Origin of the sequence: Paraburkholderia lebeckiae (assembly GCF_050436225.1) — a bacterium.
GTDB lineage: Bacteria > Pseudomonadota > Gammaproteobacteria > Burkholderiales > Burkholderiaceae > Paraburkholderia > Paraburkholderia tuberum.
Genome location: NZ_JBNDLU010000002.1, coordinates 561,691 through 576,004 on the forward strand (window position 1 = coordinate 561,691; position 14,314 = coordinate 576,004).

Genomic DNA, 14,314 nt, shown 5'->3' on the forward strand with positions numbered 1-14,314 from the left:
CCCTCTAATATGTATACGTACCTTCGTCGGGCGTGGATTCGTGGCATGTTAGAATCGCGTGATGCGTTGCGCCTGCAATGCTTACGCGAAGAAGCGGCGAAACCGCGCCTTCGCACGTAAAAGATACGGATAATGGATCAATTCGCCAAAGAGACTCTGCCAATCTCCCTTGAGGAGGAAATGCGCCGTTCGTATCTCGATTACGCGATGAGCGTGATCGTAGGGCGAGCGCTTCCCGATGTCCGCGATGGCCTGAAGCCGGTGCACCGGCGCGTGCTGTACGCGATGCACGAGCTGAACAACGACTGGAACCGCGCCTACAAGAAGTCGGCGCGTATCGTCGGCGACGTCATCGGTAAATACCATCCGCACGGCGACACCGCTGTCTACGACACGATCGTACGGATGGCGCAGGACTTCTCGCTGCGCTACATGCTCGTCGACGGCCAGGGGAACTTCGGTTCCGTCGACGGCGACAACGCCGCGGCGATGCGTTACACCGAAATCCGCATGGCGAAGATCGGTCACGAGCTGCTGGCCGACATCGACAAGGAAACGGTCGACTTCGCGCCGAACTACGACGGCAGCGAGAACGAGCCGGCCATCCTGCCCGCGCGCATCCCTAATCTGCTGATCAATGGTTCGTCCGGCATCGCGGTCGGCATGGCGACCAATATCCCGCCGCACAACCTCAATGAAGTCGTCGACGCGTGTCAGCATCTGCTGAAGAACCCGGAAGCGACGATCGACGAGCTGATCGAGATCATCCCCGCGCCCGACTTCCCGACCGCCGGCATCATCTACGGCGTGGCCGGCGTGCGCGACGGCTATCGCACCGGTCGCGGCCGCGTCGTGATGCGCGCGCTGACACACTTCGAGGAAATCGACCGTGGCCAGCGCATGGCGATCATTGTCGACGAACTGCCATATCAGGTGAACAAGCGCTCGCTGCTCGAGCGCATCGCCGAGCTCGTCAATGAGAAGAAGCTCGAAGGCATTTCCGACATCCGCGACGAATCCGACAAGAGCGGCATGCGTGTCGTGATCGAACTGAAGCGCGGCGAAGTGCCCGAGGTCGTGCTGAACAATCTGTACAAGGCGACCCAGCTTCAGGACACGTTCGGTATGAACATGGTCGCGCTCGTCGACGGCCAGCCGAAGCTCCTGAATCTGAAGGAAATGCTGACGTGCTTCCTGTCGCATCGCCGGGAAGTGCTGACGCGGCGCACCGTCTATGAACTGCGCAAGGCGCGCGAACGTGGTCACGTGCTCGAAGGTCTCGCGGTTGCGCTCGCGAACATCGACGAATTCATCGCGCTCATCAAGGCCGCGCCGACACCGCCTATCGCCAAGCAGGAGCTGATGTCGCGCGCGTGGGATTCGTCGCTCGTGCGCGAAATGCTGTCGCGCGCCGAGTCGGAAAACGCGTCGGCGGGCGGTCGCGAAGCTTATCGTCCGGAGGGACTTAACCCGTCGTTCGGCATGCAGACCGACGGCCTCTACCGTCTGTCCGATACGCAGGCGCAGGAAATCCTGCAGATGCGCCTGCAGCGACTGACCGGTCTCGAGCAAGACAAGATCATCGGCGAATACCGCGACGTGATGGCACAGATCGCTGACCTGCTGGACATTCTGGCTCGCCCGGAACGCATTTCGGCGATCATCGTCGACGAACTCACGTCCATCAAGGCCGAATTCGGCGATGCGCGTCGCTCGAAGATCGAGTTGAACGCGACCGAGCTGAACACCGAAGACCTGATCACGCCGCAGGAAATGGTCGTGACCATGTCGCACGCGGGCTACGTGAAATCGCAACCGTTGTCCGAATATCGAGCCCAGAAACGCGGTGGTCGTGGCAAGCAGGCCACTTCCATGAAGGAAGACGACTGGATCGACACGCTGTTCATTGCCAATACGCACGACCACATCCTGTGCTTCTCAAACCGCGGCCGCGTGTACTGGGTCAAGGTCTACGAAGTGCCGCAGGGTTCGCGCAATTCGCGCGGCCGGCCGATCGTCAATATGTTCCCGCTGCTAGAAGGCGAAAAGATCACGGTCGTGCTGCCGGTCAAGGAGTTCTCGGCCGACAAGTTCGTGTTCATGGCGACCGCGTTGGGAACGGTAAAAAAGACGCCGCTGGAAGCATTTAGCCGGCCGCTGCGCAAGGGTATTATTGCGGTCGGTCTCGATGAGGGCGATTACCTGATCGGCGCCGCGATCACCGACGGCCAGCACGACGTGATGCTGTTCTCGGATTCGGGCAAGGCAGTGCGCTTCGACGAAAACGACGTGCGTCCGATGGGCCGCGAGGCGCGCGGCGTGCGCGGTATGCAGCTCGAGGACGGCCAGAACGTGATCGCGTTGCTGGTGGCCGGCGACGAGCAGCAGTCGGTGCTCACCGCAACCGAGAACGGCTACGGCAAGCGCACCCCAATCACCGAGTACACGCGTCACGGCCGCGGCACGAAGGGCATGATCGCAATCCAGACGTCGGAGCGTAACGGCAAGGTCGTTGCCGCGACGCTCGTGGACCCGGAAGCGCAGATCATGCTGATTACCACGACGGGCGTGCTGATTCGCACGCGCGTGTCGGAAATTCGCGAAATGGGACGCGCAACGCAAGGTGTTACACTCATCAGCCTTGACGAAGGGACCAAGCTGTCCGGTCTGCAACAGGTAGCTGAGGCCGAGGTCGAGTCGGAAAGCGATTCCGACGGCTCCACTGAAGGTGATAACGGCGGTGAGAGCGGCGGCGCGGCTTGATCCGTGCCAGCGGCTTTCAGTCTGAGTTAATACGTTGAAGCTACGCTGCGGGTCACCGCGTACCGGGCCGGTACGCCTTCCCGTGTGGCGTGCAGTTCAAGTTAATTTCTCTTAGGGAGTAATGATGCAAAAACGATTCAAACAACTGATGTTGCTGGCTGCCATCGTGCCGACCTTCGCCATGGCTCAAGCGCTGCAGAACCAGGCGCCTGCAGCGCCGGCTGCCGCAGCAGCACCGGTTGATCCGGCCAAGCAAGCTGCCATCAAGGAGCTGCTCGACGCCATCGATGCGCAGAAGCTGGTTGGCGCAATCGGCAACAGCGCGCAGATGCAGGCCAAGCAGCTCGTTCCGGCAATCCTGTCGGACGCGCTGACCGAGAACAAGACGATGACGGACAAGCAGAAGCAAGCCGCCGTGCCGACGCTGCAAAAGAACGCGGTGCCGAAGCTGGTGGACAGCGCGGGCCAGGTGTTCGCGACCGACTCTTTCCGTCAGGACGCGATGCAAGCTCAGTATGACGCGTACGCGAAGTACTACAGCACGTCGGAAATCAAGGATCTGACCACGTTCTACAAGAGCCCGACCGGTCGCAAGTTCATCCAGGTGCAAGACCAGGTTGGCCGCGACGTCGTGAATGGTCTGATGCAGAAGTACATGCCGGAATCGATCAAGGCAACGCGTGACCAGGCCGACAAGGAAGTCGCATCGGTCAAGCCGGCTGCCAAGTAATTCCGCTCGCAGGCTGCGCTGATCAGCGGGCCTGTCGTCGCACCCGTTGGGCCACCTGGCGTGGCGGGTTGGCGGCGACAATGCGATAATGGCCGTTTGCGCACTGGCGCAGACGGCCATTTTCTTTTTCGGCGAGCCATTTCGCAGTTCTTTTCGCCGATTCCCGCGCGACTTCGTTATTTCGCGCCCGCTTCCAGGACCTCACATGCGCGTCTTCAATTTCTCCGCCGGCCCGGCGGCCATGCCCGAAGAAGTGCTGCGCCAGGCAGCCGACGAGATGCTGAATTGGCAAGGCAGTGGTATGAGCGTGATGGAAATGAGCCATCGCGGCAAGGAATTCATGTTGATCCACGAGGAAGCGCTGACCGATCTGCGCGAGTTGCTGCAGGTTCCGGCAAGCCACCGCATCCTGTTTCTGCAGGGCGGCGGACTCGGCGAAAACGCGATCGTGCCGATGAACCTGCTCGGCTCGAAACCGCGCGCCGATTTCGTCATCACCGGCTCGTGGTCGGAGAAATCGTTCAAGGAAGCGCGGAAATACGGCAGCGTGCATCTCGCCGCGACCGGCAAGACAGGCGAGGGCTTCACTCGCGCGCCGGTGCACTCGGAATGGCAGCTGTCGGATGATCCGGCTTACGTGCACTTGTGCACCAACGAGACCATTCACGGCGTCGAAACCTTCGAGATTCCCGACCTCGGCGATATTCCGCTCGTCGCCGACGCGTCGTCGCATATCCTGTCGCGCCCGATGGACATCGCCAAATACGGCGTGCTATTCGGCGGTGCGCAGAAGAACATCGGCATGGCCGGCGTGACGGTCGTGATCGTGCGTGAGGACATGCTCGATCGCGCGATGCCGATCTGCCCGTCGGCGTTCGAATGGAAGACCGTCGCCGAGAACAATTCGATGTACAACACGCCGCCCACCTACGCGATCTATATCGCCGGGCTCGTGTTCAAGTGGTTGAAGAAGCAGGGCGGCCTCATAGGGATGGAGGCACGCAACCTCGAAAAATCGAAGCTGCTGTACGACACGATCGACTCGAGCAGCTTCTATCTGAACAAGGTCGAGCGTGGGTCGCGCTCCCGGATGAACGTACCGTTCTTCCTCGCCGACGAGTCGCGCAACGAAGATTTCCTGTCCGGCGCGAAAGCGCGGAGATTGGTGCAGCTAAAGGGCCACAAGTCCGTCGGCGGCATGCGGGCGTCGATTTATAACGCCGTCCCGCTCGAAGGCGTCAAAGCGCTTGTCGAATACATGAAGGAATTCGAACAGCGCAGTGCCTGAGTCACACTGACCGGCAGGCGTGCGCATCTTTTCCAGCAGTTACCCGGCAGAGCCGTTTTACGCATGGACGACGAACTCAATACACGACTCAAACCTCTGCGCGATCGCATCGACGCGCTCGACGCGCAGCTGATCGCGCTCCTGAACCAGCGTGCGTCGGTCGCGCTCGAAGTGGGCGAGGTCAAGAAGCATTTCAACGCGCCGGTGTTCCGGCCCGAGCGCGAGATGCAGGTGATCGCGCGCCTGCAGGAGATGAGCGCGGGGCCGCTTGCGGACGAACACATCAGCGCGATCTGGCGCGAGATCATGGCTGCGAGCCGCGCGCTGGAAAAAACCATCAAGGCCGCGTACCTCGGGCCGGTCGGCACCTATAGCGAACAGGCGATGCACGAGTACTTCGGTCAGTCGATCGAAGGGCTGCCGTGCCCGTCGATCGACGAAGTGTTCCGCTCGGTCGAGGCGGGCGCCGCCGACTACGGCGTCGTGCCGGTCGAGAATTCGACCGAAGGTGCAGTGTCGCGCACGCTGGATCTGCTGCTGCAAACGCAACTGACCATCGGCGGCGAACTCGCATTGCCGATTCATCACAACCTGCTCACGCAAAACGGGCTCGCCGGCGTCACGCGCGTGTGCGCGCACGCCCAGGCGCTCGCGCAGTGCCAGCGCTGGCTGTCGACCAACGCGCCGCATCTCGAGCGCCAGGCGGTATCGAGCAACGCGGAAGCCGCACGGATGGCAGCCGAAGATCCGACCGTCGCGGCCATCGCCGGCGATCGCGCCGCGATCCACTACGGTCTGCAGGTCACCAACGCGCTGATCCAGGACGATCCGCACAACCGCACGCGCTTCGTGATGATCGGCAAGCAGCCGACCGGTCCGAGCGGCTACGACCAGACCTCGCTGATTGTGTCCGTCGTGAACGAACCGGGCGCGATGGTCAAGCTGCTCGAGCCGCTGGCGCGCCACGGCGTGTCGATGACGCGTTTCGAATCGCGCCCGGCGCGCGTCGGCACGTGGGAGTACTACTTCTATATCGACGTCGAAGGCCATCGCGACGACCCGGCCGTGGCCGCCGCGCTCGCCGGGCTCGGCGAGAAGGCCGCGTTCCTGAAAATACTCGGCTCGTATCCGCGCGCCCGGTAAGGGCTGGCAGCGCAGTCCGGGCGGCACCAAGTGCGCTGCCCGAACGCATATTTCACTATCCATCGTCGTTCGGAGATTTTCATGACAGCGTCTTTCGGCCCTTCCTATGTACGTGCGATCGCGCCGTACATCGCCGGCAAGCCGATTTCGGAAGTGGCCCGCGAGTTTGGTCTCGACGAGGCGAGCATCGTGAAGCTGGCATCGAACGAGAATCCGCTCGGCATGCCGGAATCCGCTCAACGCGCGATGGCGCAGGCGATCGCCGACCTCGGCCGCTATCCGGACTCGAACGGTTTCGAACTGAAGGCGGCACTCGCCGCGCGCTACGGCGTGCCGGCCGAGTGGATCACGCTCGGCAACGGCAGCAATGACATCCTCGAACTCGCCGCGCACGCGTTCGTCGAGAAGGGCCAGGCGGTAGTGTTTTCGCAGTATTCGTTCGCGGTCTATGCGCTCGCAACGCAAGGCGTCGGCGCGCGCGCGATCGTCGTGCCGGCCGTGCACTATGGTCACGACCTCGACGCGATGCTTGCCGCGATCGACGACGACACGCGTCTCGTGTTCGTCGCCAATCCGAACAATCCGACCGGTACGTTCGTCGACGGTCCGACGCTCGATGCGTTTCTCGGCAAAGTGCCGCGCCATGTGGTCGTCGTGCTCGACGAGGCGTACACAGAGTATCTGTCGGCGGACAAGCGCTATGACTCGATCGACTGGGTGCGCCGCTATCCGAACCTGCTGGTGTCGCGCACTTTCTCGAAGGCGTTCGGCCTGGCGGGCCTGCGTATCGGCTTCGCGATCGCGCAGCCCGGGTTGACCGATCTGCTGAATCGACTGCGTCAGCCGTTTAACGTCAATACACTCGCGCAGGCCGCGGCGATTGCGGCACTGAACGACAGCGCATTTCTGGAAAAGAGCGCGGCGCTGAACGCGCAGGGCTATAAGCTTTTGACCGGGGCGTTCGACAAGCTCGGTCTCGAATACGTGCCGTCCGAAGGTAACTTCGTGCTCGTGCGCGTCGGCGGTGACGACGAAGCCGGCGCCCGGGTGAATCTCGCGCTGCTGAAACAGGCTGTGATCGTGCGACCGGTGGGCAACTACGGTTTGCCGCAGTGGCTACGCATCACGATCGGCCTGCCGGAGGAAAACGAAGCGTTCCTCGCGGCGCTCGAAAAGACGCTTGCCGAGCCTGCCGCTGCGTAAGCATTGCTCCTTGATCCCGCGCGTCGGCCGGCAGGAGCGGCGCGCTTATTGTCCGTATTGTGTGAGCGACGTGGCCGCGTTTTCTTTTAACAAGCTGGTGATTTTCGGTGTCGGCCTGATTGGCGGATCGCTCGCGCGCGCGTTGCGTGAACGCGGCGAGGCCGGCGGGGCACGCACGGTGGTTGGGGTGGGACGGACGTCCGCGTCGAGCGAGCGCGCTTTGGCGCTCGGGGTGATCGACGGCGCTGCGGCGCTCACCGACGACGCCGCGCTGCGCGACGCGCTCGCGGGCGCGGACTTCGTGCTGCTCGCGGCGCCGGTCGCGCAGACGCAGCCGCTGCTCGAACGCATCGCGCTGCATCTCGACGCCAACACGATCGTCACCGATGCGGGCAGCACCAAGTCCGACGTGGTCGCCGCCGCGCGCGCGGCGCTCGGTGCACGGATCGGCCAGTTCGTGCCGGGCCATCCGATCGCCGGCCGCGAGTCGAGCGGCGTCGACGCCGCGTTGCCCGATCTCTACGTGAACCGCAACGTCGTGCTGTGCCCGCTGCCGGAGAACGCGCCGGAAGCGGTCGAGCGCGTCGCGGCGATGTGGCGCGCCACCGGCGCCTTGGTGCGGGACATGACGCCGCAGCAGCACGATCGCGTGTTCGCGTCGGTCAGTCATCTACCGCACGTGCTGTCGTTCGCGCTCGTCGAACAGATCCTCAATTCGCCCGACGCCGCTTTGAAGTTGTCGTTCGCGGCGGGCGGATTCCGCGACTTCACGCGCATCGCCGCGTCGAGTCCGGAGATGTGGCGCGACGTCTGCCTCGCCAATCGAGCGGCGCTGCTCGACGAGCTCGACGCGTATACCGCGGTGCTCGCGCGCCTGCGCACGGCGATCGAGGCCGGCGACGGCGCCGCGCTCGAAGCGGTGTTCGCGCGCTCGCGCGTCGCGCGCAGTCAGTGGCAGGAGCAGCGCGCGGCTGGCGTGGCCGCCAGCGACGCGTCCAAATAACCGGAAACTGGACACATCATGGAATTCCTCGATCTCGGACCTTTTTCCCGTGCGTCCGGCACGGTTCGTCTGCCCGGCTCGAAGAGCATCTCGAACCGCGTGCTGCTGCTCGCCGCGCTCGCCGAAGGCGAGACGACGATCACGAACCTGCTCGATTCCGATGACACCCGCGTGATGCTCGCCGCGCTCGAAAAGCTTGGCGTACGTCTGAAGCGCGACGGGGACACCTGCGTCGTGACCGGCACGCGCGGCGCGTTCACCGCGCGCACGGCCGACCTGTTCCTCGGCAACGCGGGTACGGCGGTGCGTCCGCTGACCGCGGCCCTCTCCGTGAACGGTGGCGACTACCGGATCCACGGCGTGCCGCGCATGCACGAGCGGCCGATCGGCGATCTCGTCGACGGCCTGCGCCAGATCGGCGCGAAGATCGACTACGAACAGAACGAAGGCTATCCGCCGCTACGCATCCGTCCCGCCCAGATCACGGCCGACGCGCCGATCCGCGTGCGCGGCGACGTGTCGAGCCAGTTCCTGACCTCGCTGCTGCTGACGCTGCCGCTCTTGCGCACCGCGAGCGGCGTCACCACCGTGCAGGTCGACGGCGAGCTGATCTCGAAGCCGTACATCGAGATCACGATCAAGCTGATGGCGCGCTTCGGCATCGACGTCGAGCGTCATGGCTGGCACCGGTTCGTGGTGCCAGCGGGGCAACGTTATCAGTCGCCAGGCACGATCATGGTGGAAGGGGATGCGTCGTCGGCGTCGTATTTCCTCGCCGCGGGAGCGCTCGGCGGCGGCCCGCTGAGAGTGGAAGGGGTGGGCCGCGCGAGCATCCAGGGCGACGTCGGCTTTGCCGATGCTCTGATCAAGATGGGCGCGAACCTGCAGATGGGCGAAGACTGGATCGAAGTGCGCGGCGTCGGCAACGATCATGGCAAGCTCGATCCAATCGACATGGACTTCAACCTGATCCCCGACGCGGCGATGACGATCGCGGTCGCCGCGCTGTTCGCGGACGGCACGACCACGCTGCGCAACATCGCGAGCTGGCGCGTCAAGGAAACCGACCGCATTGCCGCGATGGCGACCGAGCTGCGCAAGGTCGGCGCGAAGGTGCAGGAGGGCGAGGATTTCCTCGTCGTCACGCCACCCGAAAAGCTGATTCCGAATGCCGCGATCGACACCTACGACGACCACCGTATGGCGATGTGCTTCTCGCTCGTGAGCTTGGGCGGTGTGCCGATCCGCATCAACGACCCGAGGTGCGTCGGCAAGACGTTCCCCGATTATTTCGAGCGCTTCACGGCGCTCGCGCAACCCTGATGCAACCCAGATTCGCGCGCGAATTGCCCGATGTGCGACATTTTTAGATGAAATCGATCCGTCCCTTTCACCAGACGCCCGTCATTACGATCGACGGCCCCAGCGCCTCCGGCAAAGGCACTGTGGCCGCGATGGTGGCCGCCAATCTCGGCTTTCACCTGCTCGACAGCGGCGCGCTCTACCGGCTCGCGGCACTCGCGAGCCTGCGCTACGAGATCGCGGCAGACGACGTCGACGCACTTGTCAAACTGATCGACGACCTTCATATCACGTTTCGCGAGGGGCTCGCGCAGCTCGACGGCGTCGATGTATCGACCGAAATTCGTGCCGAGGAAGTGGGTAGCCGCGCCTCGGCGATCGCCGTGCACGCGCCCGTGCGAACCGCGCTGGTGGCGCGTCAGCGGGCGTTTCGCAAGGAGCCGGGGCTCGTCGCCGACGGGCGTGACATGGGCACCGTGATCTTTCAGGATGCCGTGCTGAAGGTGTTCATGACGGCGAGCGTCGAGGCCCGCGCGACGCGCCGGCATAAGCAATTGATCCAAAAAGGATTTTCTGCTAATATAGATGACTTGCTCCGGGATTTGCGTGAGCGCGACGAGCGTGACAGTCAGCGCGCGGCCGCGCCGCTCAAGCCGGCGGCGGATGCAAAGCTGCTTGATACCTCCGCATTGTCGGTCGACCAGGCGGTCGAGCAGGTGGTGCAATGGTACGAAGCGCTGGTCCCGCATGCGTAACTGAAACGGTCACGCGGTAGTGGCCACACAGCGGCAGTCCTGTTGTTGGTAGGTGCTTCGCGATGGTCGCGAAGCGTTGTTTTTTTAACCCTTTAACCCCGCGTGGCGTTCGCGTATTTGCCGCAGTTGCTGACCAGTCCGGTGAGCCAGGCGTTCCGAAGACCATGCAAACTCTGATTTTTATGTCCGACCTGCAAACCTCTACCCCGAATACCGAATCTTTTGCGGCTCTGTTCGAAGAGTCGCTGACCAAGCAGGACATGCGCGCTGGCGAAGTGATCTCCGCGGAAGTCGTGCGTGTCGACCACAACTTCGTGGTCGTGAACGCTGGTCTGAAGTCCGAAGCCTACATCCCGCTCGAAGAGTTCCTGAACGACGCGGGCGAGGTAGAAGTGCAGGCGGGCGACTTCGTTTCCGTCGCGATCGACGCGCTGGAAAACGGCTATGGCGACACCATCCTGTCGCGTGACAAGGCGAAGCGTCTGGCTTCGTGGCTGTCGCTGGAAAAGGCGCTGGACAACAACGAACTCGTAACCGGCACGATCACGGGCAAGGTCAAGGGCGGTATGACCGTGATGGTCAACGGCATCCGCGCGTTCCTGCCGGGTTCGCTGGTTGATACGCGTCCGGTCAAGGACACCACCCCGTACGAAGGCAAGACGCTCGAATTCCGCGTCATCAAGCTCGACCGCAAGCGTAACAACGTCGTGCTGTCGCGCCGCGCTGTCATCGAGGCAACGCAAGGCGAAGAGCGCGCGAAGCTGCTCGAAACGCTGAAGGAAGGCGCGATCGTCGAAGGCGTGGTCAAGAACATCACCGACTACGGCGCGTTCGTGGACCTCGGCGGTATCGACGGCCTGCTGCACATCACCGACATTGCATGGCGTCGTGTGCGTCACCCGAGCGAAGTTCTGTCGGTTGGCCAGGAAGTCACCGCGAAGATCCTCAAGTTCGACCAGGAAAAGAACCGCGTTTCGCTTGGTATCAAGCAACTGGGCGACGATCCGTGGGAAGGCATCTCGCGCCGTTACCCGTCGGGCACGCGTCTGTTCGGTAAGGTCACCAACATCACCGACTACGGCGCATTCGTCGAAGTGGAATCGGGCATCGAAGGCCTCGTCCACGTGTCGGAAATGGACTGGACCAACAAGAACGTTGCTCCGTCGAAGGTTGTCCAATTGGGCGACGAAGTCGAAGTCATGGTTCTCGAAATCGACGAAGACCGCCGTCGTATCAGCCTCGGCATGAAGCAGTGCAAGCCGAACCCGTGGGACGACTTCAGCCGCAACTTCAAGAAGGGCGACAAGATCAGCGGCGCCATCAAGTCGATCACCGACTTCGGCGTGTTCATCGGTCTGCCGGGCGGCATCGACGGTCTGGTTCACCTGTCGGATCTGTCGTGGAGCGAAACCGGCGAGGAAGCCGTTCGCAAGTACAAGAAGGGCGACGAAGTGGAAGCGATCGTTCTCGGCATCGACGTCGAGAAGGAACGTATTTCGCTGGGTATCAAGCAGCTTGAAGGCGACCCGTTCAGCAACTACGTTGCAATGAACGACAAGGGTTCGGTCGTCGACGGTACGGTCAAGTCGGTGGACGCGAAGGGTGCTGTGGTCCAGCTGTCGGGTGAAGTCGAAGGCTACCTGCGTGCTTCGGAAATCGCCCAGGACCGCGTGGAAGACGCTCGCAACGTGCTGAAGGAAGGTGACAAGGTCAACGCGATGATCATCAACATCGATCGCAAGTCGCGTGGAATCAACCTGTCGATCAAGGCGAAGGATTCGGCTGAGCAGCAGGAAGCCATCCGCGGTCTCGCTGCTTCGGATTCGAGCGCGGCCGCTACCGGCACGACGAACCTGGGCGCGCTGCTGAAGGCCAAGCTCGACGGCCAGAACCAGTAAGCCTGAGAGGTCTGCTGCAGTATGACCAAATCGGAATTGGTCGCCCAGCTGGCTACGCGATTTCCGCAACTTGTTCTCAAAGATGCGGATTTCGCGGTGAAGACGATGCTCGATGCGATGTCGGAGGCGCTTGCCAAAGGTCATCGCATCGAAATTCGTGGCTTCGGCAGCTTCGGCCTCAACCGCCGTCCCTCCCGCGTCGGACGCAATCCGAAGTCGGGCGAGAAGGTGCTGGTACCCGAGAAGTACGTACCGCACTTCAAGCCGGGCAAGGAATTGCGTGAGCGGGTGGATCGTCGCGCGGGCGAGCCGCTGAAGGCCGAGGAGCCGGATGACGACCTTTAATGGCTCCGCTGTGCGTCTTGCAGCGTGGCATAGCCAGCGTCAGCGGCCAAAGCCAGTCGGCAAAAGACCAGGAAAAGCGCCTTCGGGCGCTTTTTTTTCGTCCATCGTTTGAGAAGAGGGCGCCTTCCGGTGCGGTCTTTGCATTTCGCGAATCACCCGTAAGTGCGCCATCCCGCCACTTGCTGCCCAGCCCCGAGGTCATCCATTACAATACGGGTCACTTCGGCGCGGGCAACACCGTGGCGCGACGCGTCATCGAGCCGGCGTCACCCCGCAACTGCCGTCAAGAGATCTATTCATGAAATTTATCGTCTGGCTGATCCGCGTGCTGGTGTTCGTGCTGCTGCTGGTGCTGGCGCTCTCCAACACGCAACCCGCTACGCTGAATTTCCTCGCCGGCTACGTCTGGTCGGCGCCTCTGATTTTGATCGGCCTCGCGTTTTTCGTGATCGGCTTGCTCGCGGGGCTCGTGTCGGCGATGCCGGCCGTCGTACGTCTGCGCATGGAGAATGGCCGGCTCAGGCGCGAGTTGCGCGTGGCGCGCGAAACTCCGGCCGTCGTCGAGCAGCCGCCGATGCCACCGCTGATCTGAACTCCGTTGCGCCGCGCGCTCTGAGTGCGGCTTTTCGTTTTCGCTTTCCCGCACATTTGCATTAATCGCATGGATCTAGACTTCTGGTGGCTGCTGGTCATACCCGTCGCATTCGCGTTCGGCTGGATGGCGGCGCGCTACGACCTCAAGACGCTGCTGTCCGAAAGCGCGAACCTGCCGCGGTCCTATTTTCGCGGCCTGAACTTCCTGCTGAACGAGCAGCCCGACCAGGCGATCGACGCATTCATCGAGGTCGTCAAGCTCGACCCTGAAACGGTCGAATTGCATTTCGCGCTCGGCAATCTGTTCCGCCGGCGCGGCGAAACGGATCGAGCGATCCGCGTGCATCAAAATCTGCTGAGCCGCGCGGACCTGCCGGTCAGCGAGCGCGATCACGCGCTGTACGAACTCGGCCAGGACTTCCTGAAAGCGGGCCTGCTCGACCGTGCCGAGGAAACCTTCCGCTCGCTGCAGGCGGGCGATTACGCACTGGGCGCGCAACGCGCGCTGTTGACGATCTACGAGATCGAGAAGGACTGGGTCAAGTCGATCGATACCGCGCGTCACCTCGAAACGATGGGCGCGCCGTCGCTCGACAAGGAAATCGCGCAGTTCCATTGCGAACTTGCTCAGGAAGCGCTGCAGCAGAAGAAACCGGACGAAGCGCGCCATCAGCTCCGTCTCGCGCTGAAGGCGAACCCGACCAACGTGCGCGCGACGATCCTGTTCGGCGACGTCGACGCGGTCGGCGGCGCGTCCGAAGCGGCGATCGGTCAATGGCGCCGCGTCGAGGAGCAGAACCCCGCGTATCTGCCGCTCGTCGCCGAGAAAATCATGAAGGAGTATGAAGCGCTCGGCCGCGCGCAGGAGGGCGCCGATCTGTTGACCACGTGGGTCGACCGTCATCCGAACAACGATCTGCTCGACGTCGCGTATCAGCACGTCGCGTCGCTGCGCGGCGCCGATGCCGCGCATGCGCTCGCGCGCACGCAGATGCAGAAGTCGCCGAATCTGGCCGGCATGACGCGTCTGCTCGAAGCGCAGCAGGCCGTCGCCGAAGAGCCGAGGCGCAGCGAGCTCGAACTGATGCGCACACTGATCCGCCAGCGCACCAAGAATCTGCCACGCTATACGTGCCAGAATTGTGGTTTCCGGGCGCGGCTTTTCTACTGGCAGTGCCCGGGATGCAGCGGTTGGGAAACCTATGCGCCGCGCCGCATCGAGCCGATTACCGCGTCGAGTTGACGCCGCACGGGCGGCTTTGGCCGCGTCGGCGTTCATTGCCCCGCAAC

General features: G+C 63.0%; 12 protein-coding genes. All 12 read left to right on the forward strand.

Annotated features, from left to right (window positions below; translation table 11 throughout):
• Positions 1–132 precede the first annotated feature (132 nt).
• Positions 133–2,763 (forward strand): DNA gyrase subunit A, encoded by a 2,631-nt coding sequence (gene gyrA / locus OKW45_RS17320; protein WP_429470090.1) that lies wholly within the window; start codon positions 133–135, stop codon positions 2,761–2,763.
• 124 nt (positions 2,764–2,887) lie between these two features.
• Positions 2,888–3,493 carry a DUF2059 domain-containing protein gene (locus OKW45_RS17325; RefSeq protein WP_026225970.1) on the forward strand — a complete coding sequence of 202 codons (606 nt, stop codon included), beginning with the start codon at positions 2,888–2,890 and terminating at the stop codon, positions 3,491–3,493.
• A gap of 205 nt (positions 3,494–3,698) precedes the next feature.
• Positions 3,699–4,781 carry a 3-phosphoserine/phosphohydroxythreonine transaminase gene (gene serC / locus OKW45_RS17330; protein WP_429470092.1) on the forward strand — a complete coding sequence of 361 codons (1,083 nt, stop codon included), beginning with the start codon at positions 3,699–3,701 and terminating at the stop codon, positions 4,779–4,781.
• A 63-nt stretch (positions 4,782–4,844) separates the two neighbouring features.
• Complete coding sequence (pheA, locus tag OKW45_RS17335; protein WP_018421374.1) at positions 4,845–5,924, forward strand: prephenate dehydratase; 1,080 nt, start codon at positions 4,845–4,847, stop codon at positions 5,922–5,924.
• A gap of 81 nt (positions 5,925–6,005) precedes the next feature.
• Positions 6,006–7,127, forward strand: coding sequence for a histidinol-phosphate transaminase (gene hisC / locus OKW45_RS17340; protein ID WP_429470094.1), 1,122 nt, complete (start codon positions 6,006–6,008; stop codon positions 7,125–7,127).
• A gap of 61 nt (positions 7,128–7,188) precedes the next feature.
• Complete coding sequence (locus OKW45_RS17345) at positions 7,189–8,130, forward strand: prephenate dehydrogenase (RefSeq protein ID WP_429473301.1); 942 nt, start codon at positions 7,189–7,191, stop codon at positions 8,128–8,130.
• Between the two features lie 18 nt (positions 8,131–8,148).
• Positions 8,149–9,453 carry a 3-phosphoshikimate 1-carboxyvinyltransferase gene (aroA, locus tag OKW45_RS17350; protein WP_018421371.1) on the forward strand — a complete coding sequence of 435 codons (1,305 nt, stop codon included), beginning with the start codon at positions 8,149–8,151 and terminating at the stop codon, positions 9,451–9,453.
• A 47-nt stretch (positions 9,454–9,500) separates the two neighbouring features.
• The gene (gene cmk / locus OKW45_RS17355) at positions 9,501–10,187 is read left to right on the forward strand and encodes a (d)CMP kinase (RefSeq protein ID WP_429470096.1); all 687 of its coding nucleotides are present in this window, start codon (positions 9,501–9,503) and stop codon (positions 10,185–10,187) included.
• Between the two features lie 164 nt (positions 10,188–10,351).
• Positions 10,352–12,085, forward strand: a complete 1,734-nt coding sequence (gene rpsA, locus OKW45_RS17360) for a 30S ribosomal protein S1 (protein WP_008921410.1) — start codon at positions 10,352–10,354, stop codon at positions 12,083–12,085.
• 21 nt (positions 12,086–12,106) lie between these two features.
• The gene (locus OKW45_RS17365) at positions 12,107–12,430 is read left to right on the forward strand and encodes an integration host factor subunit beta (RefSeq protein ID WP_006050255.1); all 324 of its coding nucleotides are present in this window, start codon (positions 12,107–12,109) and stop codon (positions 12,428–12,430) included.
• A 298-nt stretch (positions 12,431–12,728) separates the two neighbouring features.
• Positions 12,729–13,022, forward strand: coding sequence for a LapA family protein (locus tag OKW45_RS17370; RefSeq protein ID WP_013090140.1), 294 nt, complete (start codon positions 12,729–12,731; stop codon positions 13,020–13,022).
• Between the two features lie 69 nt (positions 13,023–13,091).
• Positions 13,092–14,267 carry a lipopolysaccharide assembly protein LapB gene (gene lapB, locus OKW45_RS17375; RefSeq protein ID WP_018421369.1) on the forward strand — a complete coding sequence of 392 codons (1,176 nt, stop codon included), beginning with the start codon at positions 13,092–13,094 and terminating at the stop codon, positions 14,265–14,267.
• Positions 14,268–14,314 lie beyond the last annotated feature (47 nt).

Bases quoted from the DNA above. Each gene is read 5' to 3' on its own strand.
- gyrA (WP_429470090.1), top strand. From the start codon at position 133: ATGGATCAATTCGCCAAAGAGACTCTGCCAATCTCCCTTGAGGAGGAA.
- OKW45_RS17325 (WP_026225970.1), top strand. From the start codon at position 2,888: ATGCAAAAACGATTCAAACAACTGATGTTGCTGGCTGCCATCGTGCCG.
- serC (WP_429470092.1), top strand. From the start codon at position 3,699: ATGCGCGTCTTCAATTTCTCCGCCGGCCCGGCGGCCATGCCCGAAGAA.
- pheA (WP_018421374.1), top strand. From the start codon at position 4,845: ATGGACGACGAACTCAATACACGACTCAAACCTCTGCGCGATCGCATC.
- hisC (WP_429470094.1), top strand. From the start codon at position 6,006: ATGACAGCGTCTTTCGGCCCTTCCTATGTACGTGCGATCGCGCCGTAC.
- aroA (WP_018421371.1), top strand. From the start codon at position 8,149: ATGGAATTCCTCGATCTCGGACCTTTTTCCCGTGCGTCCGGCACGGTT.
- cmk (WP_429470096.1), top strand. From the start codon at position 9,501: ATGAAATCGATCCGTCCCTTTCACCAGACGCCCGTCATTACGATCGAC.
- rpsA (WP_008921410.1), top strand. From the start codon at position 10,352: ATGCAAACTCTGATTTTTATGTCCGACCTGCAAACCTCTACCCCGAAT.
- OKW45_RS17365 (WP_006050255.1), top strand. From the start codon at position 12,107: ATGACCAAATCGGAATTGGTCGCCCAGCTGGCTACGCGATTTCCGCAA.
- OKW45_RS17370 (WP_013090140.1), top strand. From the start codon at position 12,729: ATGAAATTTATCGTCTGGCTGATCCGCGTGCTGGTGTTCGTGCTGCTG.
- lapB (WP_018421369.1), top strand. From the start codon at position 13,092: ATGGATCTAGACTTCTGGTGGCTGCTGGTCATACCCGTCGCATTCGCG.